Consider the following 23,865-nt stretch of genomic DNA (forward strand, 5'->3'; position numbering starts at 1 on the left):
AATTTTCAAAAAAAGTAAACGCCAAAAAACCGCTGTCTCTAATTGGAAGCTAGCAACAGCGGTCTTTGGTACTAAAACCCGCTTTTTAGGGCGGACTACATCATGACTAAATCTTACCCCACCGGGGAAAATTCTGCATCCGATTCCTCAGAAATTTCCAGCCAACTGAGCACAGGCTCTTTCGATATCCGTGACCATTTGGACAAGCTGGAACCAGGCAAAGAGAAGAATAAATACACTTGCCCGGTATGTGGCGGACACAACCTAAGCGTTGAACCTAGCACTGGCAGATATAAGTGCTGGTCTGGCGACTGTAGTAGCGCTGCTATCCGTGAAGCTATTAAGCCGTTATCCGAGTTCTTGGCAGAGCAGCATGGCAACAAATCTGCCAGCACACGTCAGCCCGCCAAGAAAGCTACCAAGAAAGCACAGTCAGCACCAGTCCCAATTCCCACAGGATTGAAGCTCTTAAAGCTGCTAGCACCACAATACGGGCCCGAACCATTCAAACCTCAATACATCCCAAAGGATGTACCTGCCGATGCAGAGCAAGTCACCTACGTTTACAGTGCCTCACAGGAAGTCTTTCGGTTTCAGTGGATAGACCTGAGCAAGCCAAAGGGACGGGACAAAACCCACCGTCAGATTCACATTGACGGCGACGGTAAACGGGTATGGACTAAAGGTGATTTACCTTGGTCTGCTTACCGCATTGATGAAGTAGTTGAGGTTTTAGCGGGTGTACCAGACGGTGAGCCTGTTGCAGTTCTGATGCTTGAGGGTGAACCGAACGTAGAGCTAGCGCGGTCTCACGGTATCGCAGCTTTGACCATGCAGGGGTCTAAATGGAGCCACCATGAGATACAAATGATGGCTGAAACTCTGCAAGCAACAGGCAAAAATATCGTACTCGTGAAGCTGCGGGATAACGATGACACAGGAGTTAAGAAGGGCACAGAGGTTCGGCTGGTTTGCAACCACATTCAATTCCCTTGCCTAGTCGTTGACCCGGTTGCCATTTGTCCAGATATCCCAGACAAAGGGGATATCCGAGAGATTTTGGAAACTATGGACATTGAAGAGTTTATTCGCCGATTAGAAGCAGAAATTCACAACGTTGCAACGGAAGAAATACAAGAAAATCCTTTACTCTCACGCCCGCATACGTGTGAAGATGTAGTATATTTGTCGTCTAATAGTAACATTGACGATTACATTCCAGACACAGCACCAGTTTCAGAAGAAAATTACGTTCTAAAAGCTGAATCTGCACTGTACTCTGACGGTCATTGGGTGTCGATTGCGGGTCAAATTTACCGATTCACTGGCAGTTACTACGAGTTGCGTTCTGAGGTTTCCGAGAAACGTCGCATCTTTGAGTGGTTGAGGACTTACTCAGAGAAAGGGAAAGGGGGCGTGTACCGTCGTAGCCGAGTTAACTCAAGTAGCACAAATGAAGTCTACAACTCAATGGTTTTAGGGCTGGCTGTAGACATTGAGACTGTGAACCCGCCGGGATTGAACTGTTCTAACGGGGTGGTAAAAATCAATTCTGATGGCTCACACACGATTACCCCCCATGACCCAAAACAGGTCTACACATACATCGGCGGCAAATATGACCCTGACATTGATGCCACAGATTGCGATCGCCTTTTAGAGTGTCTTGAACCACAACAACGTGAGATTTTTCTCAGGACAATTGCTGCTGCACTGTGTCTACCGTTAGCTCGTTTGAAGATGTCGCGGGTCAAAGGACTGCTTTGTCACGGCGATGGTAGCAACGGTAAAGATACTTTGCGGACTGCGTTGGTGGCGGTGTTGGGACGCGGTGTGACTGGGAAGTCTTTAAAGGACTTTCAGATTTATGACACTGGGAGAAAGTTTCCCCTCGCTGGTCTGGAGAATTCTTTGTGCAACTGGTAAGGGTGAGAATGCGGACGCGGTGAAACTGGACAAGCTACAAAGTCTCAAGCAGTTCATCACCGGGGATGAGTTGACTATTGAACATAAGGGACGTGGTGAGTATCCATACAAGCCAGAGGCGATATTTCTTGCTAACTGCAATGTTCTGCCAAGTATTAGTAGTGACGCAGAAGCTATCCGCAGCCGATACTGCATTCTGAGTTTTAAGAAAACTTACGTGGTCGGGGCTGATTCTAGTAAGGGTGAGTTAGAGGCAGACCCTCGGTTTAAGGAAAACCCAAACTTTACTCTGGAACGGATTGCACCGGCGCTGCTGAACAGGATGCTGGAGCGGATACCGTTGTTGCTGGCTCAAGGGATTAATTACGGTTCGAGTGACGCGGCTTTACGGGAAGCTCAGGAAAAGTCTCAGCACCTTTGGCAGTTTGTCAGGGATATGGGGTATGAGGTTGGTCAAGGTGAGCGGGTTTACGCTAAAGATTTGTGGCAGGAGTTGCGGAACTGGTATGTAGAGGCAGGCATTCTTGAGATAGAGGGTGACAAGGAAAAACTGATTTGGAACGAGTTACCTGGGCGGGACACTCCTGTTAAGGCAATCAACCAAGTGTTTGCTCGGTTCAGTGAACTATTCCCTAAGTTAGAAAAACACCGACACACTGAAGCGGTTTTGGACTCTCAACGGACGATGGGAGATTTTTACTATCTCGGCATCAGCAAGCAAAATTCTAAAAGAAGTGAAAAAAGTGCTCCAGCGTCTCCAGCACCTGATTCTACCGTTGTTTTATATCCAGCAGTGCTCCAGCAAGAAAATTATGCTGGAACACCGCTGGAGCAAACAATCCTTACGCAGGGCGCTGCTGGAGACGCTGGAGCACTAAATCCAACTTTTTCAGAAGTTTGCAATTTACTCTCAAAACTCACGTCTAAACTCACAGATGAGGAACGGCGAAAACTGGCAGAAATACTCACTCAACCTCAACCGGAACAGCCAACACCTCCAACACAGCCCAAGCGCGTAACCCTCAAAAAAGGTGTGCGAGTCCGCTACGTGGGTAACAACGCTGGCTGCGTAGCACAGTACGGAAAACTTGACCTTGTGGTTGATGAGGTTAAAAACCACCACGTTTGTTGTCTGAAGCCATCAGGGCAGTTTTACGACTTGGCTCAACCCCCAAGACTTAAGGGTGATTCCTGACTAGGCAATGACCAAGGACTAACGACTGGTACTCTTATCCCCCGACCTTGGGGGATTTTCTGTGTCTTCACTGCCAACAATAATAGTTACCTAATAAATTTATGTAACCACTATTGATAGTTACCTAATAAACTTATGTAACCACTATGTGTAACCAATATTGGTAGTTACCTAATAAACTTATGTAACTAATCCTATGTAACCCATTGACAGTTGCTTAAAGGTTGCCTAGGTTGGTTGCTTAAGTGGTTAAGTAACCGGGTAGGCAACCTATGAAAATTCCATCGGTGAGGCAAGGATTGATAGAGGCAGAGGACGGCAAGGTATTTCAACTAAATTCTCCCAAGGGTGTGGCGTGGTTGGAGACGATCGGCTCTTTCAGATATGAGCCCGCAGGAGACGGCAAACCTTACACAGTTCGCAAAGAAGCGAGTGCTTACTGGTACGGTTGCAGAAAGATTGAGGGAAAGGTACGTAAAAAATACATCGGTAAAAGCTCAGAGGTAAACATCGCAAGGCTTGAGGAGATTGCAGAAGCCTTGGAGATACCCACAGAACCACGGGTCAAGCAGGTTGCAGAAGTTGTAGAATGGGTTGCAGAGGTTGCACAATTCCCACAGGTTACAGAAAGAGTTGCAGAAAGTAGAGTAACAGCGTTAGAGTTGCAGGTAGCGGCATTAGTAAAAGCCGTTGAAGCGTTACAGGAGGCATTGCAGGGAAAGTCCGAATCGGGTGATTCTCAGGAGTTGCCCAAGGTTGATAATGAGGTTGCAGAACGGTTACAGAAAGAGTTAAGCAACTTAAAGGCTGAGAATCAGAAACTAAAGACTGACTATGCCACGTTACTAGAATCCAGTACCCTCGTCACTAATAAGCTCAGGCAAGAATTACAAGAAGTGCGATCGCAACTTGAGACCGAGAGAACCCGGTGGGATGAATTGCAGGAAGAGTTGGACGATCGGGAAGAAATTTGCGCCCAACTGCGATCGGAACTCTCCGACCTCAGACAAAAATCAGTCATTGCCAGCGAGTTCCCGGAGTCGGCTGACTTGCTCAACCAGTTAAAAGCGCGACGTAAAAAGTCGAGAGCTGACTTGGTAGACATTGAGGCAATCTTAGAAATACTTTTGTCCTGGACTAATCGCCCTAATGTGGGGTGAGGTTAAAGCAAAAAGTGGTATATACCGCAGTGGTTTATATACCACTCATATATACCACTGCCTATAAAACTGCACAGATGGCTAAAGAAGCTGATAACGTCAAAGCCTTGTGTAGTAAGGGATGTACGGAGAGGGTGGGATTTGAACCCACGTTGAAGTTGCCTCCAAAATAGATTTCGAGTCTACCGCATTCAACCGCTCTGCCACCTCTCCAATTTGTTGGCTACTCTACAATAATTGCATAACGCGAGGTAAAAATCAACCAAAAACTTAAGGTTGTAGTTGCGAGGTTAATTTGGCGATCGCTTCTATCGGCGATTGGGCAACAAGTCTGGTGTAGATATTGACTATTTTGTATCGTATCGCACAGCACGCCGTCTTTGCCCATCACTACAAAACAGAAGTTTGATTTTCTTGCGACTCCAGGGTGGTCTTAAATCCCCCTGCTGGTGTCCACAGCAGCGCTCCATCCCGTCCAGTCCAAAAAATTTGGGTTTTGGTTGTTTGAAGTTGCGCGACCGTTTCCTGGTCAATTTCGTCAGCAGCGGCGATCGCCACTTTTGGCCCAATAGCCGTTAATAACTCAGGTGTCAGGGTTTTTCCCGACCAACACAAAACTTGAGCTGGCTTCAAACTTCCCGTTGCTACCAATTTTTTTTGGGCTTCTGGTGCTATTTCACCCAGCAGCAACCAAGTTCGCCCACCCACCAGCAGTTCTACCACCGGGATTTCTGCATTCACAAACTGCAACTGCACAGAACCCAGATTAATGGTGCTATTAGTTTCTAAAGGAAAGTAAACTCCTTGGCGAGATTGCACCGCAGTCATCAATTCCTGACCGCTGGCATAATGAATGTGTTTGGGAGATGTGTTATCATAAAATGTTTTAATTGGCAAGCGTTCTAATAATTTTCCCCAACCTGCGTTTAAACCTAAATGAGGATGGGTGGCGATCGCAAAATTCACAGAATTGACTCCTTGTTGCTGCAAGAAAGGCAATACTATAAACCGGACTGTATTGTCATCACCGCTATTAATTAGTGATACTTTTCCCCGTTCTTGAATTACCAAAACTGGCTCCCTCGATGTCGCCAGCAAAGTAACTTGAAATAAAGATGATTGACTGTGCCAAGCTGGTAAAACTATGATGCTAATTCCCGCCACAATAGCCAGGGGTAAAATTGATGCTGATGAAAAAATATGCAGCGAAACAACTGTGCTTTTTCCCTTCTGACTTCCCCTCTTGGGGGCGGTAGGGGGTGGTTCTTCTCCCCCTTGGGAGGGGGTTGACTTTCTCCCCAGCCAAACCCAGCAAATTAAACTGTAAAGTGCGATTAGCTGGAACTCGGATACTTTGCCGACAGCTACCGAATTACCCGGTAACTGGGAGAAATATTGAGCGATCGCAATTAACCATTTTGCAGGATAGTCTAGCAGTTGCGCTAACTCACTACCCGCGGGTGGAAAAATCAATCCAGCTAATGCACTAATCATTCCCCCAATACTCAAAATCCAGAGTAAAGGAGCTGCAATAATATTGACTAAAATACTGTAGGGAGATACCACATTAAAAACGTAAAGTAGCAAGGGTAATACCCAAACTGAAGCAGCGATGGGAACCACAAAAATAGAAGCGATAGCCGGTGGCATCCAGTCCAACTTTGCCATCAGCGGTGGTGTGGTGACTATCAATCCCAAAGTTGCTAAAAAACTGAGTTGAAAACCTAAATCCCAAATCCACAAAGGATTAACTAGCAGTAAAATTATCGCAGCGATTAACAGCAATCCCAGAGGCTTAACTTCTCGCTTCAGCAGCAAAGCAAATAATGTTCCAAATCCCATTAAAGCCGCGCGACAGACTGAAGCTTCAAAGCCTGTTAATCCCACTAGCAAAAATAAAGCGCCGACTCCAAAACTAAACTGCAACTGTTTGGAAAAACGCCTGGTCAAAGCCAGAACTAAAGCTAAAACCATCGAAACTTGAGTCCCGGAAGCTGCGATCGCATGGGCTAATCCAACTTGCACAAAATAGTCGCGGATGTAGTATGGTAAATCTACTGCTTGCTTGCCGAGGGCGATCGCACTAATTAGCGTGCCTTCAGGAACATTCAAGTGAAATAGTTGCGATCGCACAATCCGTTGTCGCATGGCTTGAATGTGCGATTGGGGCATGGCGCTGGACTCGGAAAAACTAGCAGCTTGGTTGTCACCTCGATTAACATCGGCGATCGCATTTTCTCTCTTCCAGTCAATTTGGCTTCCTTTGAGACCCGCAAAAGCCCCCGATCTGGCTAAATATGCTTCAAAATCAAAAGCCCCTGGATTTGATGGCGGCTGCGGTTTGTACAAAGAACCCACCACGGCGATCGTATTGTCTTCGTACAAACCTGTGGCTTGCAACAAAGGTACTGTCACGTAAAGTTGACCGGATACTTCCCGATTTACGACTACTCCTCCCTCGCCACCGTTGATTTCACTAACTAGATTGGTGTCTAGCCAAAATTGCGATCGTCCCGATCGAGTCAACCGTGGCGTACTAACAACTCTACCGCGCACTGTCACGGCGATTTCTTGAGTATTACCACCAGCCGGAATCAGTTTGCTGATGTCATTAATGGCTGGTACTGGCGAGCGAATTTGAAAATAAAAGCTAGCGAGAAATCCCGTCAAACCTGCGAGGAACCATACCCATTTCGATCTCGGCAATATTTGATAAAAATTCAATTCTTCCGTTTTTTCTAAGGAAGAATCAGTAGGATTTTTAGTAGTTCTGCTGCGTCTTTTTTTAGTATTTTTTACAGCGTTTCGAGTGTATGTTCGCAAAAAATTCGGTAAGGCGATCGCCGTAACAACTCCCAAGGAAAGTACACCGTAACCACCCCAAGGAAACGCTGTAGAAATCAATCCCAAAATGTAAGCTAAACAGAAAATTACACCCGTTGCTTGATTCATCTAAACCTAAAACACCATAGCTATTAGATCCCCGACTTCACAGCCGAAGTCGGGGATGTGGGTATGCTCTTAAATAGACAAACCCAATTTTAAACCGAAAGCCGCGTGGAGTACCATCAGTGCTAGGGCTGTCGTGCCCAAATAAGCGTGAACAGCGCGCAGTGCCAGCTTGTCGCCGCCAAAACCTGTTAGGGAAATCAAACTATTAACAGTCAACAATACAATGATTGTCGAACCAGTCCAAAAATGAGGACTTTCCATGACTGGCTGGTGTTGCATCACCAGAGACAACAAGCCGCCAGTGTAGCCCAAAGCGATGAACAAAAACATCCAGGGAGCAAGTTTGCGATGATCGGAGCGACTTTTGATTGCCACGTCTTTATCGGTGGCCAAACGTCCTTGCCATCCTGTATAACCCACAAAACTGCCCATCGCTACCACCACGATGCCCATCATGACTGGGTGTCCCCAATGGGTAATCGGTTCGGGAATTCCCAGGCTGCGGAATTGACTGGCTACAGGCTCTAGAATTTCGCTTAAATTTACCATTTGATTCTGACTCTCAACTTCCCGGTCGATTTTTTCGGAGCAATTTTAAATACATTATAAAATATTATGGTTGCCAGGGCGATCGTCAACTTTAATCCACAGCAATTAGAAATTATAGAAACCAACTGGAAACTTACATTTAAACAAAACTTAGCCGGCTAAGGCCGGCTGTGAGATTTCGACAGCATTGCTGCTGCTTCAAATTAATTGTTAGTCTTATAGACTAAATCAAAGGGCAAAAATCAACGCTGTTTACCCATTTAACATACCCCCTGACTGCGCCTCGCCAATCTTCACAGCCTCATCCTCACTCTGAATGTTGAATTTTACTTGCCTACTCAAAGTTAATTTCAAATTCTTGGACTTTTGAATGTCAAAGTGGGGAATTAACTTGGCAGCCGACTAGCACTCGTACTACCACATTTTGTGAGCAGCTCTCCAGGGAGAATTTTGCGATGGTAGAAGATCAATGTAGAATTTAAGTCCCCCGGAAATAAATTTAGGGCTTCAAAATTTCACATTTTTTCTGAATTCGAGCGGTAAATTTTGGGCATTGTACCCTATAATTTTTCCTTCGATGGATGCCATAAAAACTGGCAGTCCCGACCATTAGACGCAATGGCATTAACTATGCCGTCTGCTGGGGTCCATAAGAGCTTCTCTAGGGCTAGAGTCAGAGTCTCAAAGCACTTAGTTAGAAGCCACTAACAGGAATCTTGTCAGTTGAGTTGCTGACGGTGTTACGCTGTACATCCCTGGACAAACAGGCCATACGCGAGAGCAATACTTTCGCTATTGATAGCTAAAGCAAAGGAGCCGTCCCTCAAAGCTCGGATCATAATGTTCCGAGCGCCGCCCCAATCTCGGTCATGTTCGTGACCGCAGTTAGGGCATTTAAATGTTTTAGAGCCACCTAATTTATCATAAACCGATCGCTCCGCAACTTCTGGCCTTCTCAACATACTCCCTGGGGAATTGTTGACAGCAGGGGACCATAGACTTGCGCTGTCGGTTTCCTGGAAAAATTGCCATCGCTAGACTCGTTGGGCCGTAGCCAAAGTAGCTTCCGAAGGTTGGATATCGTACTTCACGAGATTTGCCAGTTCTTGTAACTGACTAATCGCTTCTGCACCTTCTAGTTTCATCAGTTCCCGATCGTCCCGCATCTCAGTCCAAGTGATACCATAATCTGACACTAAAAATCGAATCAGATGATTATCCGTCAAACTGACCATGAATGAGGCACTGTTCATCTGACCCCCGCAAGTGTAGCAGGACGCCAGATAACCCCGATGCTCTAGCACGATCGCTAAAGCTTGGAGGTTCATTACCAAATCTTGGACGAATTTACGGTGTTGTTCTGCAAGTCTCAGAAACACAGTTTTTCTCCTATCACCACGCCGTTTATTTTATACCCAATTTCATAATTTCTTAAGAATTGAGTCCCTAGGTGCTGGTACAATATACGTTCAGTATGCTGAAAAAAAATCGAAATAGCGACCTCTTCAGCCCACCATTACTAGATTAACCCAGTTGTGTTCTCCACGGAGTATCAGTAGCGACATTCAGACCAAACACTCTGCCACAGAGCGCTCAAGCCACAAAATTTGCCTTCTGTAATCGGTGATTCAGCCATTGAATCACCCAAAGATACAAATAACTAATGATAGCTATGTAGTTAGTTAAGTAGAAGATGTCAATCGCCCTGGGGATACTCATCCCAAAGAGTCGTCGTCTGTCGTAAGCTCCGAAAATCGCCATTTCCCAAGATCAAATGATCCAGCAGCGGAATACACAAAAACTGGGCTCCAGCCAGCAACTGTCGTGTCAAAGCAATATCCTCCGGGCTTGGTTCCAGATTTCCCGACGGATGATTGTGGGAAATAATCGCCCTGGTAGCCCCTTGACGGATGACCTCCCGAAAAATATCCCTAGGGTGAGCCAAAGTCTCCGTTGCAGTGCCGATCGTAATTACCTGAGTTCCCAACAGCCGATTTTTCACATCCAGCAACACCACAGCAAAACGTTCCTGAGACTGCCACATCAAATCCTGACTCAGAGCATCCGCAGCCGATTGGGGAGAGTCAACAATTGCCAAATCCGGCGGCCGCGACTGAAACACCCGCTTTCCCAATTCTACCGCCGCCAAAATCCCCGTTGCCTTAGCAGGACCAATCCCGTGAATCTGGGTCAACTCCTGCACGCTAATATCTCGCAGCACAGCCAGAGGGTCCCGCTGGTGCTGGCTCAACTGATTTAAAATATATTGTCCCAACCCCACAGCCGAAAGCTTGCCCTTTCCCTGCCCAGTACCGAGCAGAATCGCAATCAGTTCCGCCGTCGCCAAACTTTTTGGGCCACTAGCCATCAAGCGCTCGCGCGGCCGTTCACTTGTCGGTAAATCGACAATTCTCAAGCTGTAAGTCATCGAATTTTAGATTTGAGATTTGAGATTTGAGATTGAACCTACAGATGAATCCAGGGGCTTGTGGTCAGGATGCTAGGTTTTTCTAAGTGTCTAGGGCGTGTTTTCTTGCCTGATCCATCAGATCCCGATCCCCCTCGCATCCCCCTTAAGAAGGGGGACGAAAGAGCTTCTTTCTCCCCCCTTTTTAAGGGGGGTTGGGGGGGATCTCCGGGGAGAGAAAACACGCCCTAGGGCCGCGGACGCACCAACATTGCAAGCTCAACCAAGTTCCCATATTAGCCGATCGCTCTCTCTGTTAAAATCAGTGCGATCGCGTAAAAAGCCCCAAGGAATTGACCAAGGCGGTGCGGAATTTACGGCGGTTTTTGATAAATATTTATATATTAAATAATTAATAGCTTTTTAAATAACCAAAAATTTCAGCTTAAAATATACGAAAACTTCCTAGCCAAAACTATGCAAGTCCGTTTTAATGTAGTTCGCCAAAATCAAAACGAACCTCCCCACGTTCATACTTACACGCTAGAGGTAGAAGAAAGCAATACTATCCTCGACTGCCTCAATAGCATTAAGTGGGAACAGGATGGCACCTTAGCCTACCGCAAAAATTGCCGTAACACAATTTGTGGTAGTTGTTCCATGCGGATTAATGGTCGATCGGCATTAGCTTGCAAAGAAAATGTTGGCAGCGAACTCGCAAGACTTGACAAAATAGCTAATTTCAGTTCGGCAGAAAAACCAACCGATTTCATCCCAGAAATTACGATCGCCCCCATGGGAAATATGCCCGTAATCAAAGATTTGGTCGTAGATATGACCAGTTTTTGGGACAACCTGGAAGCCGTTGACCCCTATGTCAGCACTTCCGGGCGAGCAGTGCCCGAACGGGAATTTCTGCAAACACCAGAAGAGCGATCGAAACTCGACCAAACAGGCAATTGCATCCTCTGCGGCGCGTGCTATTCTGAGTGCAACGCCCGCGAAGTCAACCCAGAATTTGTCGGGCCCCACGCCCTAGCCAAAGCTTACCGCACCATCGCCGACTCCCGCGATAGCGATACAGAAAAGCGCCTGGAAAAATATAACCAAGGCACCGAAGGTGTTTGGGGATGTACCCGTTGTTACTACTGCAACTCGGTTTGCCCGATGGAAGTTGCGCCGATGGATCAAATTGGTAAGATTAAACAAGAGATTCTCGATCGCAAAGATGACCAAGCCAGTCGATCGATTCGCCACCGCAAAGTCTTAATCAATCTAGTCAAAGAAGGTGGCTGGATAGACGAGCGTAAATTTGGCATCGAAGTAGTAGGAAACTACTTCCGCGATGTCCAAGGTTTATTAAGTCTCGGCCCCTTGGGTTTAAGAATGATCGCTCGCGGCAAATTCCCCTTATCCTTTGAGAGTTCAGAAGGTACTAACACCATCCGAGATTTGATTGAATCAGTTCAAAGTTTAGAAAAATCAACAGATTAACTGTTTGTTGTCATGTTTTGGTAAAATTGCCTAGTTGGAGATTCTGGGGATGAGATAACAGGTAGATACCTCGTATTTCCCATCCTCAATCCCTGCTCTCGATTTTAAAGAAGCGTAAATGTGGTGAGACTTCCCCCAGATTTTGCTTTGGTTTGGCATCGAGCCAGCCCAAAATAGCTTTTTTGGGATCACTCTAATAGTAAACAAGGAGTTTGGCAATGATCAAAAAAAAAATTAAGCTGCTGGTAATTAAAATTTACGATAAGTTATTTTCCAAAATAGGAAATTTGGCGATCGACAGATATATGGAAACCCGCTTTCTATTCAAATACTTGCTTTACGGGAATGAAGACCGTTTGCAAATAGCAGAAACTGCGGTGATTAACAATGCTACTTTTAATACAATCTCCGGTGACATCAAAATAGGAGAATATGTATTTTTTGGACTGAATGTTTCAGTTTTAACAGGAACCCATGATTATAACAAGTTTGGTCGTGAAAGACAAATCACTGTTCCAGGCTTTGGCAGAGATGTCATCATCAAAGAAGGAGCTTGGCTGGCTAGTAATGTGACGGTGATTGGTCCTTGCATCATAGGAGAGCATTCAGTAGTAGCTGCTGGTTCCCTAGTGAATAAAGACGTAGAGCCTTATAGTATTGTGGCGGGAATACCTGCGAGAGTTGTCAAAAAAATCGACCCCCCTTCCAATAGCGATCGCACTTTCTCTGAATAATATTACGGAGTTTCATGTCTAGCATTGAATTATTTCAATGTACATACGATAGCAATAGCCCTGCTTCAATTCGCTCTCAAAGATGCAATCTGAACCGAACACCTTTAGTCAATTTTATCCTACTTTCAGTATTAGGATTGCCACTCTGCCTCTTGAGTGCTTATATTTTTCATATAATCTTTGAGAAACCATTCATGAGCAACTAAACTAAAAAAGCCAAATACCAGCACCCCGACTTAGGGAAAAAGTCGGGGTGCTAACAGAAGACAAATTACAGAAATAGCGATGCAATACCGATCGCGATCGCCCCAATAGCCAATAACAAAGACCAGAAGCGGTGATAACTATTAACCGTCGTACCGCTATCGCTTTCAAGCTGAATTAAATCCATCCAAGGTGCGACACCACGGCGGAACCAACCCAAAGCCTTAACATCCATCCCAATCAAACTTTTCACCCGTTTCATCCCAAACAGAAAATTACCAATCGGGCCAAAACGAGAAGCATAACGCAGATAAATCATCCCGGTTCTATCTTGCAATTTCAAATCAGAACCGAAAGCATAACCAGCATCACCGCGACCAATTAATTCGCCCTGAAGTTTCGCAGGTTGACCCCGCAAAGGACTAGCATAGGGGTCAGACATTAAAGTTAAAACATCCAAACTCTCTGCTTGGTTGTATGTAGGGAACATCACCAAAGTCTTCAGGAAAATCCCCGTACCCAAACCAATTAAAGGACAGGCAATCATCATCATCGGATTGGCCGCCGACAGGGAAATTCCGATCGCAAAACCCACAGACAAACCGACAATTTCTGCACTGTAAAGCAGCAAATCCAACACAAAATTGCCGTACAATTTCCGCTTGCTCAAATTGTGGCCTTCGCCGACAATCCTCCCCATATCAAACTCAATATCTAAGCCTAATTGTTCCGCATAAGTGCTCAAAGCGCGAACTCGTTTACCAGTCAGCGGGTGAGTCGAATTCAACTCCATCCACCAAGCCCAAGGGTTAAACATATCCCACAAAAATACCCGCCCGATCTTTTCTGGTTCCGAAGAAATCCGGTAAGCAGTGCCTGTAGATGTGGCAGCTTTGGCATCGTAAATGCCTAAAGCGCGAGTTCCTTCTAATAAGCGGCTGGGTTCTGTTGCCCTTTGTCCTTCTTCCAAAATTCCGTAAGCAATTTTGACTAAAGCGCGGGACAAAGCATTGGGGTTGCCAGTAGTTTCAGCAGCAAAATGGTCAGCAAAATATTCCCTGGTGCGCGACAAGTATAGTAACAAATAAGTGCCGACAATGTAAAACAAATAAGCCACAGCCGCTACGGAACTGGCCGCATCTTTCACTTTTTCACCACCCCTATTGCCGAGCCTTTGAGCGGTAGTGTAAATTAAATAAGTAATCTGCACTAAAGTCGAAGCTAAAGTCATGACTGCAAAATCCCAGTGGACGATGTGACCGAGTTCGTGGGCGTAAACAGTGGCAACTTCATCGTCATCTAAATAGGTAAAAAGACCTTCACTGACGACGACGCGAGCGCTGTTGGGAAAGGAACCGTAGGTAAAAGCAGTGGGGTTTTGGTCATCGATAATTCCTAACCGTGGTTGCTTCAATTTTTTTTGCTGACAAACTTTATGAATAACTTTCGCTGTTTCAGGACTTTTGTCTTCAATTTCTGCTAGGGAAACCCAGCGAGTATTGTAAAGCCAGTTTTGGGTTAAGTCCATTAACCAAGGTGAGAGGAAAAAAGCAGCGATGTTGAAAATCAGGGTAATGGGAAGTGCGATCGCCAATCCGGTTACTGGATCTGGACTATTGATAATGAAAACTGCCGCTAAGGATAAGGCTAACACCATACCTAATAGCAAGGTGATGGTGACACCGGAAGCTAAAACGAGATTTCCTCCCGTTTTTTGTACCAGCTTAACACCAGCTTTGGCAGCTCTTCCTGTCTTGTGTAAACGGGATTGAGAAGACATAATAATCTCCAAAGGTTATTTTAAAATAGGAATGTCCGTCAGGCTTTGTATCTACTTCACTGTTTTAGCCTGTAACTTGGGAATGTGGTACAGATTCTCAACAAAAGTATAGAATTTGTTCTAGTTTGGTTAAAATAGAAACTGAGTATAATAATTTTTTGACAAGTTGCTGTTATGTCGATCGCCCAAATTGCCCAAACCACCCGCCAAGCTGCTAGAAAGTTAGCCGTTTTGTCTGCTGATGCCAAAAATCAAGCTATTGAAGCTATTGCTAAAGCTTTAGAAGTTGCTGCACCGTCCATTGTGGCGGCAAATATGGCAGATTGCCAAGCCGCTCAAGCCGAGGGCATTGCTAAACCGTTGTACGATCGCCTGAAGTTAGATGAGGTGAAGTTGAAAAGTGCGATCGCCGGTGTGCGCGACGTTGCCAAACTGCCAGACCCGATCGGTGTCGTGCAAATTCACCGGGAATTGGATACAGGATTAATTCTGAAGCGCGTTACCTGTCCTTTGGGCGTTTTAGGCATTATTTTTGAAGCCCGTCCCGAAGCTTTAATTCAGATAGTATCCTTGGCAATCAAATCAGGAAATGGCGTGATTCTCAAAGGTGGCAAAGAGGCAGTCCGTTCCTGCGAAATACTCACAAAAGTCATTCAACAAGCCTTAGCAGAAACCGTAGTCAATCCCCAGGTTGTGCAGTTACTAACCACGCGGGAAGAAACAATCGAATTGCTAAAAATGGATGAATATATAGATTTGATTATTCCCAGAGGTTCCAACTCTTTTGTCCAGTTCGTGCAGGAAAATACCAGAATTCCCGTCTTGGGACACGCCGACGGAATTTGTCATTTGTATGCAGACAAAGCTGCGGATTTTAACAAAGCAATTCCTATTGCCATCGATGCCAAAACTCAGTATCCGGCAGCCTGTAATGCCATTGAAACTATGTTGGTTCACAGTGCGATCGCTCCCAAATTTTTGCCTCTAGTAGCCGCAGCTTTGCAGGAGAAAAAAGTCGAACTGCGGGGAGACGAAAAAACTCGTGAAATCTTGGATATTGCCCCAGCTACAGAAACAGATTGGTCTACAGAATATAGCGATTTAATTTTGTCAATCAAAATAGTAGATTCTGTGGAAGCAGCAATTAATCACATCAATACCTACGGTTCCCGACACACAGATGTAATTGTCACCGAAGATAGCGAAGCCGCCGAAACCTTTTTAGATCGAGTAGATGCAGCCGGAGTTTATCACAATTGTTCCACTCGATTTGCCGATGGTTTTCGCTACGGTTTCGGTGCAGAAGTTGGGATTAGCACGCAGCAAATGCCGCCTCGCGGGCCTGTTGGTTTAGAGGGATTGGTGACGTACAAGTATCGAGTGGTGGGAGATGGACATATTGCCGCTAGTTATGTGGGAAATCAGTCTCAGAAGTTTAGTCATCGGGATTTGTAAATCCGGGTGCATCTCAATGAGTGCCAATATATTCCTAGGGGCGAAGCATGACCGCAGTAAATCTCTGGTTATCACTAATAAATTGTCTGCGGTCATGCTTCGCCTATGCAAAATCGGGATTTGTAAATCCTGAGTAATATTAAAATCAAAAATAACCAATCACAAATGAGTAACATAGAATTTCTACAACCAGGAGATTTGCTGAGAGTAATTTCCCCTAGTGGTACTTTGCGAGAATTAACTAACTTTGAACGTGGTGTAGAAATTTGGAAATCCCGCGGCTATCGAGTTGAATTAAGTCCCGGTTTTGACGATCGCTGGGGCTATTTGGCTGGTTCTGACGAAAACAGACTCCAACAACTCACAGATGCCCTCAAGGACCCAGATTGTCGCGGTATTCTATGCGTGCGCGGTGGTTTCGGCAGCACTCGACTTTTGGAAACAGGAAGAGTGGCAAAAAATACCCAATCGCCATTTCCTGATTCCCATTCTCCGAAATGGCTGATTGGCTTTTCAGATATTACGGCTTTGCTCTGGAATCACGATAAGCTAGGCATTTGGGGCGTTCACGGGCCACTGCTGACTACTTTGGGCCTGGAACCAGATTGGTCTGTCGATCGTCTTTTTGACTATGTAGAAGGTCGTCCGTTACCATCTTTGTCTGGCAAGGGATGGGGGGGTCTAAAAGCCACGGGGACGCTGTTTCCCGCGAATCTGACGGTGGCTACTCATTTGCTCGGAACCCCCTATCAACCGGATTTAACCGGGGTGATTCTAGCATTTGAGGATGTTTCAGAGGCTCCTTACAGGATCGATCGAATGTTGACTCAGTGGCGGATGGCGGGGGCTTTTACAGGGGTGCAGGGGATTGCTTTGGGACGTTTTAGTCGTTGCGAGATTGACCCGCAGATTCCCAGTTTTAGTGTAGAAGAAGTTTTGCGCGATCGCCTGGGTGACTTAAATATTCCCATTGTCTCGGATTTACCCTTTGGACACGACGGAGTTAACGCTGCTTTACCAATGGGAATTATGGCCAGTCTCGATGCTGAATCGGGAGTGCTCATTTGCGGCTAAATTCTGAGCGATCGCACTTTGCAATGGCTAAATAGTCCTGTTGGGTGAGGTTGACACTGGATGACCGAAAGTATATTTAAAATGTAGCCTTTTACCGACCATCCATTACCGCGTTTATCTGTGCAAATGTCGGTGTAAACACAGCCAAAAAAATTAAAAAATTACCCAAAGAGGTGAATATGAAAACAGACAAATTGTTAAAAAATATTACCGCCGCTGTGCTAGTTGCAGGATTAGCACTGACTGGAATTTCCTCCGGTGCTGGGGCTGAACAAATCACCAATGGCGATCGCCTCGACGGAGTAATTCGTCGCACATCCACCATCTACCGCTTCCGAAATATGTGGGTCCCCGGCTCACCAACCGAAGAATTACGCGGTCAAGAATACACTTTCACTGCTAACGAAGGCGATGATATCCAAGTTTATTTAAACACTAACAGAAGTGGCGGTTTTACTCCTGTGATGGTGCTGTTTTATGGGAATAACAAACAAGTAGCTTTTACCCAAGAGACTTCTTTTAATTATCAGATTCCCCGTAGTGGCGATTATCGACTTTTAGTGTTAGCAAAAGATGCTACAAGGGGCGGAAATTATACGTTGGAAGTTTCTGGGATTCAGGGTGACAGAAGGGCTAGGGATTGGCGGGACAACAGGAACAATAACGGGCGCTCCAATCGGAGAGATAATAACAATAGGTACGACGGAGAACAGATTTTGCGAGATGATTTGGGTTTGCGGGCTGTGGATTGTAACCAGAGACGTTCTCTGGTGAGAGTAAGGTTTGATGATGGAGATACGACTTATTGTGCGATACCAACTCGCGATTATCCCCAGGGAGATTATTACTATAACCCGCGCACGAGGAATTTAGATTCGGCTCGGATTGATGATAGCCGAAATCAGTGTCGGGTAGTCGTGGGCGGACAATGCGTCACGAGATAGTTGAGATAATTCCGGGCGGGTTTTACAGATATTTTAGGCGAGCAAACAATCTATAGCCTTTCTCAGTTAGGTGGGTACTAGGTAATGGGTAATGGGTAATGGGTAATGGGTAATGGGTAATGGGGCATGGGGCACTTGGGCTCCAGCGTTGTCGAAGTATGGGGCATGGGCCATGGGGCACTTGGGCATTACCAATTACCAATTACCAATTACCAATTACCAATTACCAATTACCAATTACCAATTACCAATTACCAATTACTTCAAATCTATCAAAATCATCCCCATCGTGGCTCCATGAATTTTTTTTACTATGTCTAACGACATAGAACAAAGTTACACCTGTAGAGCGATGTAGCTCTTTACCAAAATATTTATTATTAAAGATAAGGTTTTTTAAATTCCACCCACAAAAGCCAAACAATCAGTCCTATCACCTAAAAGTTACCTGTTGGGTATTCAAATATTATGAACAAACTAACACCATTTTTGATCGGCGGTATTCTGTTATTTGGAGCAGTAGCTTGCAGTGAAGGTGCAAAAACTAGCGCTGATGCTCCTAATTCCGCCACACAAACTGCGGCTAGTCCTCCCGCAGCCGAGACAGTACAAAAAACTCAGGGCGACGCAACTAGCGATGTTCGCAAAGCCCAAGCCAATTCTGATATTAGGGCGCGAGAACAGCGCAACAATGTGACAGGTGGCGATGCCATTAGAGCCGACGGCGACCTCAAAAGTGAAGTGCGCTCTAAGTTGGAAGTCAATATTACGAAAGGTCAGCTAACTGTGGATGCCAAAGATGGGGCAGTTACCGTCGGAGGAACAGTTCCCAATCAACAAGATTTAGCTAAAATTGAACCCTTAGCTAAACAGATTAAGGGTGTCAAAACAGTAAACGTTACGGCAGTTGTTGCCCCGGCTACAGCCAAATAAGCTTCAGTAGTAATACCAAATCAGACTTGAATATCCCCTAGATTTATGAGTCCCCTTCTCCTGGGACTTTTTTTGTTGATCTCAATCCTGGTTACTCAGCATAAAATGAGCAAATTCTTTACTTTTAAATCTCTAATGGAGAGATGGATTTACTCCGTGGAAAACCAGTGAATATCGGTCGGAAGATACAGAAGCAAGTTATGTCCAACGAGCGATGAATTTGTTAGGTAAAAAATGACTTAATTTATATTAATAGCAGCAAACAGAATTTAATTTCTGTAGTTGTTGACAAGTTAAAACTACAATATTTTGAAGGAGAAAAAAAATGGCTTTAGGTCAACACAAACGGGCTGTAGGAGTATTTTCTAATTACCGAGATACTGAACTCGCTCTGCTCGAACTACAAAGTGCAGGGTTTCCGATGAATAGAGTTTCGGTAGTGGGCGAAAATCTGGAGGGAGGCAAAATCGCAGGTGCGACTGCGGGTAAGAGTACCGATGACCAAGTTGCCGGTGGCGCGAAAGCAGGGGCGACGGCGGGAGTTGTGACTGGGGGTTTGATTGGTTTGCTCGGAAGCATTGGTGCGCTGGCGATTCCGGGAGTTGGGCCTGTGATGGCTGGGGGAGCTTTGGCTACTTTGCTGGCTGACACTGCTGTCGGAGGCGCCATTGGAGCCGCTGCTGGAGGTTTAGTTGGCGGTTTGGTAGGTTTGGGAGTTCCAGATGACAAAGCTAAAATTTATAGCGATCGCATTTCCCGTGGAGAATATTTGGTATTCGTAGAAGGTACCGATGAGGAAATTGCTACCGCTGAAGGAATTTTCAGTGTCCGGGGTATTCAAGATTGGGGTATTTACGATATACCGGTAGACACTCACCGTAAAGCTTCGGGCCGCCACAAGCGCGCTGTGGGCGTATTTTCTACCAGACGTGAGACGGAACAAGCGCTCACAGAGCTTAGAGCTGCTGGTTTCGATATGGATCGGGTTTCGGTCATCGCTAAGGATGCCGACTCTAAGGGCGAAATAGCAGGTATTGATGTCAAAGAGGGCGCGGACAATAAGGCTGATGAAGGTGCTACTAAGGGCGCTCTCACCGGTGGCGCTTTGGGCGGTTTGACTGGTTTGTTGGTAGGTCTGGGCTTGTTGGCCATTCCCGGTATTGGACCGATTATGTTGGCGGGTGCTGAAGCTACGGCGATTGCGACTACATTGGCCGGTACTGCTTTGGGTGCCACAGCAGGTAGTTTGATCGGAGCCCTAGCTGGTTTGGGAATTCCCGAAGATGAAGCTAAAGCATACAGCGATCGGGTATCTCGCGGAGACTATCTGGTACTGCTCAACGGTAGTGAAGCAGAAGTCGCCAAAGCCGAAACGATTCTCAACAAGGGAGGTATTCAGAACTTGGGTATCTACGATTACCCCAGCGTGGATACAGCTCGCACTGACTACGGTGTTCCCGGCGCTCCTGGAGCTGAGACCACTCCTCATATTTATGACCCAAATCAGGGTGTTACCAGCCACAGTCGCCTGTAAGTGAACTCAGCTTTTGCGAATAGACCTTTAACCGCAAAATCTTCTCCCAAGTCGGCAATTTATCTGAAATTGTCGGCTTGGGATTTTTTATGGAAACTAAAAAAAACTTCTTTTCAAAAGTGTAATTTAGATTTGTATCGTGGACTGGGCTAACCCCTGTTTCCGACAAGTGGCTCCAGAGTCACATTAATTCTTAACATTAATTTTTATACACCACATTGGTCATAATTTTGTGTCTGTAACACTCACTACTGCTTACTTACTAAGGAGGGAGTAGGATGTAGTTAGACGGCATACCTTACAGCAAATATTGCTCAGTTGATCGATCGCGACTATCTTTAAGTTATGGGGCCGCTAATTTCAGCAACTTATAGATGTGAAGTAGTCCAGTCCCACGCGCCGAGTACGGTCTGCGGTGGTCGGCAACTATTAAAACAATATTGTCGTCGCCAGCCAAGATTGAGGGCTCTAGAACAGATTCCCCCAAGACTTAGGTTGGCAATTGGTTGGATGGAGCAGCCTAATTGCCGTTGGCAAGACCTGCTACAGGAATACAGTTTTCCTGGGAATGCCTCAGCGAAGCATTTGAGAAGCCCAGGAACAGCTATGATGTCCGAGAGTGCGTCTAGTGTCAGGTGTTCTGTTAATTAGAACCGCAAGCGCTCATGGATCGAATCAAGATTAACAGCAAGCACATCAGCGCGGGAGCACGGAAATGGCTCGCGGAGAGTCTTTATGCGAAATTGCAGGCGAGGGATAGCCTGTTGCTTCCTTCGTTTGTGACCGGCTCAGAACTCAAAGGGAAAGAGCCTTCCTGTTGGCTTTCACTAGCACTATGCACAGTGGGGGGAGGTGACACTAGCTGAGCTGACCGGGTGCTGCTGTCACTGGTTCTCGAAGGTATCAAGCAGATGCTACAAGGTAGAAGTGTTTAAGCTCTAATATCTTGACGGTTTCTGGGACTCATACAGTCGATCGCCTGTAGCAGCAATTTTTCGGGTCAGAATGTGGCCTCTGTGCCACCACCGATACCCCAAATACTCGATCGCTCCTAGGCGCGATCGACAACTACTAAGTATTTTGGTAAATGGTTAGTAGCATTGGTGTCAACTTAAGACTGAAAGCCTTGATAAATGTCGCTTTTACCTAAGTCTAGATCCCCCTCGCATCCCCACCCCCCCCTAGCCCCCCCCAAGGGGGGAAGGGGGACTTTGATCGGAATCTTGTCCCCCCCTTCTTAAGGGGGGCTAGGGGGGATCTGGATTTAATAGTCAAACAGCAATCTGTGACTAGGTTTGACGTTAAGTTGACACCAATGGGTTAGTAGTTAATAGTTAGCAGTTAGCAGTTAGTAGAAAATACAACTAATCACTAATAACTAATTAACTCATAACGACCGAAAACTAACTATTAACAAAATTCTCAATTCCCTCGCAGGATGCTGCTGGGAATCTACCAGTTTTTGCGATTTTTGCTGTTGCAGTAAGTATTTGTTGAAAAAAATACTGGCAACCTCGAAACTACGAATTTTTCAGACTGCATAGAACATCAAATCGAGAAAGCAAGGAAACTCACTCAATTTTTTTATGAATTCCACTGAACAGTTAAGTGCTGATGAATTTTTAATTAGACATAGAAACGGAGAAAGAGATTTTCGAGGTGCTAACCTCATTAAAGCTAATCTCAGCGAAGCTAATCTCAGTCGGACCAATTTGAGCAATGCTAATTTGAAAGGTGCTAACTTAATTAAAAGCAAACTGATTGGAGCTAATTTAAACGGAGCCGACTTGAGCGGCGCTAATTTATCTAAGGCCAAACTCATTGAAGCGAATCTCGGCAGTTCTAGTTTAACTGGAACGATGGCGATCGGAGCAGATTTTAGCGGTGCCAATCTCAGCGGAGCCATATTGTCTCAGGCTGACTGGAGCAGAGCTATTCTGACTGGAGCCAGTTTACTGGGAGCTTGTATGCTCAGTGGCTCCAAACTAACTGAGGCTAATTTGAGCGGGGCGACACTGAGTCGAGCCATTATGAGTGGAGTAGATTTGAGCAAAGCAAATCTAATTAGAGCCATTATGAGCGAAATAGATTTGAGCGGGGCTAATCTGGGCGGTGCAACTCTGATTCGAGCTTATATAAATCGCGGAAATCTTGGCGGTATTAATTTGGTTGGAGCTTCTTTGAGCGAAGCAAGTCTGCGAGAAGTTTGTATGTGCGCGGCTAATTTGAGCGGTGCTGACTTGAGCGGTGCTGACTTACAATCTGCTAATTTGAATGGATCTAATTTGAATGGTGCTGATTTGCAAGGCGCTAATTTGAGTAAAGCTAATTTAAATGGTTTGATTCTGCACAATGCTAATTTGAGGGGTGCGAATTTGAACAAAGCTGCTTTGCGGGGAGCTAATTTAAGCGGTGCTAATTTGTCGGGTGCTAGCTTGCTGGAAGCGGATTTGCGCGGGGCGAATTTGAGTGGTGCTAATTTGTCGGGAGCTGGTTTGCTGCTCAGTTCTCTGGCGGGAGCAAATTTAACAGGAACTAATTTATCTGAGGCTAATTTGATTGGGGCGAGTTTGAATGTTGCTAATTTAAATGAAGCGGCTTTGGGCGGCGCAATTTTGCCGAATGGAGCGACTCACAGTCGGGATTAATGGGAGCATCCCGATTTTGTAAGGGCTTTCGCATTCCGACAGACAATTTATTAGTGATAACCAGAGATTTACATCCGGAATGCGAAAGCCCCTACGAATATATTTGCAAAACACAGATGCACCCGGATTAATGGGGTTAACTGTTGACGGTTAACGGTTAACTGAGCGAAGTCGAAGTATGGGGCATAGGGTACTTGTGCTGCCCTTCGACTACGCTCAGGAACCGCGAAGTCGAAGTATAGGGCATTACTAATTACCTATTATCAATTACCAATTACCAATTACCTATTACCTATTCTCGATCGCTCCTTTGCGACTATCTGAAAAATTTTGGGTTTGCCTACTTGCCAAACTAGAGACACCGTGCTAAGGTTAAAAGGTTTGAGACTTAAAATCAATAGAGGTAAAACCCCGCAGAATGAAACAATTGGGAACCCATCTGGTCGCTGATGCTTGGCAGTCTCCTGGAGACCTGCTCAACGATCCTGAACGTATCCGCCGCGCTATTCTCGATGCGATCGAAGCCGGAGGAGCTACTCTCATCGATTTGTGCGTACACCAGTTTAGTCCTCACGGAGTGACGGCTACTGCTACTTTGGCTGAGTCTCATATAGCAATCCATACTTGGCCTGAACACGGTTATTTTGCTGCGGATTTATTCTTCTGCGGTGCCGGCGACCCTCACAAGGCCATGAAGGTGCTACAGACAGCTTTGGAAGCTAAACAGGTAAAACTCACTGAGTTCACGCGCGGTTTCGAGCCAGGGGTGGGCATCTTAGGTTCTGCTTCTGAAGAACAGTATGCGCCTCGTTTGATAGAGACGGGTGCCACTAGAGTATAATCAGCCAATTAGCGTAACTTTAACTATTTTATGCT

Annotated in this window: 19 protein-coding genes and 1 tRNA gene; 13 read left to right on the forward strand and 7 right to left on the reverse strand. The window is 45.7% G+C overall.

Annotated features, from left to right (window positions below; all coding sequences use genetic code 11):
• Positions 1 to 102: 102 nt before the first annotated feature.
• From P2A85_RS26655 to P2A85_RS26665, 3 genes are all read left to right on the forward strand, one after another.
• Complete coding sequence (locus tag P2A85_RS26655; RefSeq protein WP_377476390.1) at positions 103 to 1,926, forward strand: hypothetical protein; 1,824 nt, start codon at positions 103 to 105, stop codon at positions 1,924 to 1,926.
• Entirely contained in the window at positions 1,868 to 3,121 is a 1,254-nt protein-coding gene (locus tag P2A85_RS26660; RefSeq protein WP_377476392.1) for a hypothetical protein, read from the forward strand. The genes P2A85_RS26655 and P2A85_RS26660 overlap by 59 nt, the downstream gene beginning before the upstream one ends.
• Positions 3,122 to 3,393: 272 nt before the next feature.
• Positions 3,394 to 4,281, forward strand: a complete 888-nt coding sequence (locus P2A85_RS26665) for a hypothetical protein (RefSeq protein ID WP_377476394.1) — start codon at positions 3,394 to 3,396, stop codon at positions 4,279 to 4,281.
• A 126-nt stretch (positions 4,282 to 4,407) separates the two neighbouring features.
• Here the strand turns inward: P2A85_RS26665 and P2A85_RS26670 are convergent.
• The 6 genes from P2A85_RS26670 to radC all read right to left on the reverse strand — a co-directional run bounded on the left by P2A85_RS26670 (position 4,408) and on the right by radC (position 10,210).
• Positions 4,408 to 4,494, reverse strand: a tRNA-Ser gene (locus tag P2A85_RS26670).
• Positions 4,495 to 4,671: 177 nt separating this feature from the next.
• Complete coding sequence (locus tag P2A85_RS26675; protein ID WP_377476396.1) at positions 4,672 to 7,233, reverse strand: ComEC/Rec2 family competence protein; 2,562 nt, start codon at positions 7,231 to 7,233, stop codon at positions 4,672 to 4,674.
• A 69-nt stretch (positions 7,234 to 7,302) separates the two neighbouring features.
• Positions 7,303 to 7,782 (reverse strand): DUF4079 domain-containing protein, encoded by a 480-nt coding sequence (locus tag P2A85_RS26680; protein ID WP_341731729.1) that lies wholly within the window; start codon positions 7,780 to 7,782, stop codon positions 7,303 to 7,305.
• Positions 7,783 to 8,522: 740 nt separating this feature from the next.
• Complete coding sequence (locus tag P2A85_RS26685) at positions 8,523 to 8,744, reverse strand: zinc ribbon domain-containing protein (protein ID WP_377476398.1); 222 nt, start codon at positions 8,742 to 8,744, stop codon at positions 8,523 to 8,525.
• A 72-nt stretch (positions 8,745 to 8,816) separates the two neighbouring features.
• Positions 8,817 to 9,161, reverse strand: coding sequence for a DUF1815 family protein (locus P2A85_RS26690; RefSeq protein ID WP_377476400.1), 345 nt, complete (start codon positions 9,159 to 9,161; stop codon positions 8,817 to 8,819).
• Positions 9,162 to 9,478: 317 nt separating this feature from the next.
• A complete protein-coding gene (gene radC / locus P2A85_RS26695) occupies positions 9,479 to 10,210 on the reverse strand; it encodes a DNA repair protein RadC (protein ID WP_340525244.1) in 732 nt (243 codons plus the stop codon).
• Positions 10,211 to 10,460: 250 nt separating this feature from the next.
• Between radC and P2A85_RS26700 the strand changes: the two genes are divergently transcribed.
• From P2A85_RS26700 to P2A85_RS26710, 3 genes are all read left to right on the forward strand, one after another.
• Positions 10,461 to 10,601: a hypothetical protein gene (locus P2A85_RS26700; protein ID WP_377476402.1), complete on the forward strand. Its 141-nt coding sequence runs from the start codon at positions 10,461 to 10,463 to the stop codon at positions 10,599 to 10,601.
• Between the two features lie 65 nt (positions 10,602 to 10,666).
• Positions 10,667 to 11,683 carry a succinate dehydrogenase/fumarate reductase iron-sulfur subunit gene (locus P2A85_RS26705; RefSeq protein WP_377476404.1) on the forward strand — a complete coding sequence of 339 codons (1,017 nt, stop codon included), beginning with the start codon at positions 10,667 to 10,669 and terminating at the stop codon, positions 11,681 to 11,683.
• A 218-nt stretch (positions 11,684 to 11,901) separates the two neighbouring features.
• On the forward strand, positions 11,902 to 12,417 hold the full coding sequence (locus P2A85_RS26710; RefSeq protein WP_341736614.1) for an acyltransferase: 516 nt from the start codon (positions 11,902 to 11,904) through the stop codon (positions 12,415 to 12,417).
• Positions 12,418 to 12,688: 271 nt separating this feature from the next.
• On the opposite strand, the gene P2A85_RS26715 is transcribed toward P2A85_RS26710, so the two are convergent.
• Positions 12,689 to 14,401 carry a zinc metalloprotease HtpX gene (locus P2A85_RS26715; protein ID WP_377476406.1) on the reverse strand — a complete coding sequence of 571 codons (1,713 nt, stop codon included), beginning with the start codon at positions 14,399 to 14,401 and terminating at the stop codon, positions 12,689 to 12,691.
• Between the two features lie 174 nt (positions 14,402 to 14,575).
• Here P2A85_RS26715 and P2A85_RS26720 point away from each other — a divergent pair, with 174 nt between their 5' ends.
• The 7 genes from P2A85_RS26720 (at position 14,576) to speD (ending at position 23,830) form a co-directional block, all read left to right on the forward strand.
• A complete protein-coding gene (locus P2A85_RS26720; RefSeq protein WP_377476408.1) occupies positions 14,576 to 15,856 on the forward strand; it encodes a glutamate-5-semialdehyde dehydrogenase in 1,281 nt (426 codons plus the stop codon).
• Between the two features lie 165 nt (positions 15,857 to 16,021).
• Positions 16,022 to 16,930, forward strand: coding sequence for an LD-carboxypeptidase (locus P2A85_RS26725; RefSeq protein WP_371116982.1), 909 nt, complete (start codon positions 16,022 to 16,024; stop codon positions 16,928 to 16,930).
• 179 nt (positions 16,931 to 17,109) lie between these two features.
• The gene (locus P2A85_RS26730) at positions 17,110 to 17,874 is read left to right on the forward strand and encodes a hypothetical protein (protein ID WP_371116983.1); all 765 of its coding nucleotides are present in this window, start codon (positions 17,110 to 17,112) and stop codon (positions 17,872 to 17,874) included.
• A gap of 468 nt (positions 17,875 to 18,342) precedes the next feature.
• Entirely contained in the window at positions 18,343 to 18,807 is a 465-nt protein-coding gene (locus P2A85_RS26735; RefSeq protein ID WP_377476410.1) for a BON domain-containing protein, read from the forward strand.
• A gap of 325 nt (positions 18,808 to 19,132) precedes the next feature.
• Positions 19,133 to 20,341: a general stress protein gene (locus tag P2A85_RS26740; RefSeq protein WP_377476412.1), complete on the forward strand. Its 1,209-nt coding sequence runs from the start codon at positions 19,133 to 19,135 to the stop codon at positions 20,339 to 20,341.
• 1,586 nt (positions 20,342 to 21,927) lie between these two features.
• Positions 21,928 to 22,989 carry a pentapeptide repeat-containing protein gene (locus tag P2A85_RS26745; protein ID WP_371120105.1) on the forward strand — a complete coding sequence of 354 codons (1,062 nt, stop codon included), beginning with the start codon at positions 21,928 to 21,930 and terminating at the stop codon, positions 22,987 to 22,989.
• Positions 22,990 to 23,407: 418 nt separating this feature from the next.
• Positions 23,408 to 23,830, forward strand: coding sequence for an adenosylmethionine decarboxylase (speD, locus tag P2A85_RS26750; RefSeq protein WP_341731713.1), 423 nt, complete (start codon positions 23,408 to 23,410; stop codon positions 23,828 to 23,830).
• Positions 23,831 to 23,865 lie beyond the last annotated feature (35 nt).

It is taken from the genome of Microcoleus anatoxicus (assembly GCF_042465725.1).
GTDB lineage: Bacteria > Cyanobacteriota > Cyanobacteriia > Cyanobacteriales > Microcoleaceae > Microcoleus > Microcoleus anatoxicus.

Excerpts from the sequence above, each read along its gene's own strand:
- P2A85_RS26655 (WP_377476390.1), top strand. The coding sequence starts at position 103 with ATGACTAAATCTTACCCCACCGGGGAAAATTCTGCATCCGATTCCTCA.
- P2A85_RS26680 (WP_341731729.1), bottom strand. The coding sequence starts at position 7,782 with ATGGTAAATTTAAGCGAAATTCTAGAGCCTGTAGCCAGTCAATTCCGC.
- P2A85_RS26715 (WP_377476406.1), bottom strand. The coding sequence starts at position 14,401 with ATGTCTTCTCAATCCCGTTTACACAAGACAGGAAGAGCTGCCAAAGCT.
- P2A85_RS26735 (WP_377476410.1), top strand. The coding sequence starts at position 18,343 with ATGAACAAACTAACACCATTTTTGATCGGCGGTATTCTGTTATTTGGA.
- P2A85_RS26740 (WP_377476412.1), top strand. The coding sequence starts at position 19,133 with ATGGCTTTAGGTCAACACAAACGGGCTGTAGGAGTATTTTCTAATTAC.
- speD (WP_341731713.1), top strand. The coding sequence starts at position 23,408 with ATGAAACAATTGGGAACCCATCTGGTCGCTGATGCTTGGCAGTCTCCT.
- radC (WP_340525244.1), bottom strand. The coding sequence starts at position 10,210 with ATGACTTACAGCTTGAGAATTGTCGATTTACCGACAAGTGAACGGCCG.
- P2A85_RS26705 (WP_377476404.1), top strand. The coding sequence starts at position 10,667 with ATGCAAGTCCGTTTTAATGTAGTTCGCCAAAATCAAAACGAACCTCCC.
- P2A85_RS26660 (WP_377476392.1), top strand. The coding sequence starts at position 1,868 with ATGACACTGGGAGAAAGTTTCCCCTCGCTGGTCTGGAGAATTCTTTGT.
- P2A85_RS26665 (WP_377476394.1), top strand. The coding sequence starts at position 3,394 with ATGAAAATTCCATCGGTGAGGCAAGGATTGATAGAGGCAGAGGACGGC.
- P2A85_RS26710 (WP_341736614.1), top strand. The coding sequence starts at position 11,902 with ATGATCAAAAAAAAAATTAAGCTGCTGGTAATTAAAATTTACGATAAG.
- P2A85_RS26685 (WP_377476398.1), bottom strand. The coding sequence starts at position 8,744 with ATGTTGAGAAGGCCAGAAGTTGCGGAGCGATCGGTTTATGATAAATTA.
- P2A85_RS26730 (WP_371116983.1), top strand. The coding sequence starts at position 17,110 with ATGAAAACAGACAAATTGTTAAAAAATATTACCGCCGCTGTGCTAGTT.
- P2A85_RS26675 (WP_377476396.1), bottom strand. The coding sequence starts at position 7,233 with ATGAATCAAGCAACGGGTGTAATTTTCTGTTTAGCTTACATTTTGGGA.
- P2A85_RS26745 (WP_371120105.1), top strand. The coding sequence starts at position 21,928 with ATGAATTCCACTGAACAGTTAAGTGCTGATGAATTTTTAATTAGACAT.
- P2A85_RS26725 (WP_371116982.1), top strand. The coding sequence starts at position 16,022 with ATGAGTAACATAGAATTTCTACAACCAGGAGATTTGCTGAGAGTAATT.
- P2A85_RS26720 (WP_377476408.1), top strand. The coding sequence starts at position 14,576 with ATGTCGATCGCCCAAATTGCCCAAACCACCCGCCAAGCTGCTAGAAAG.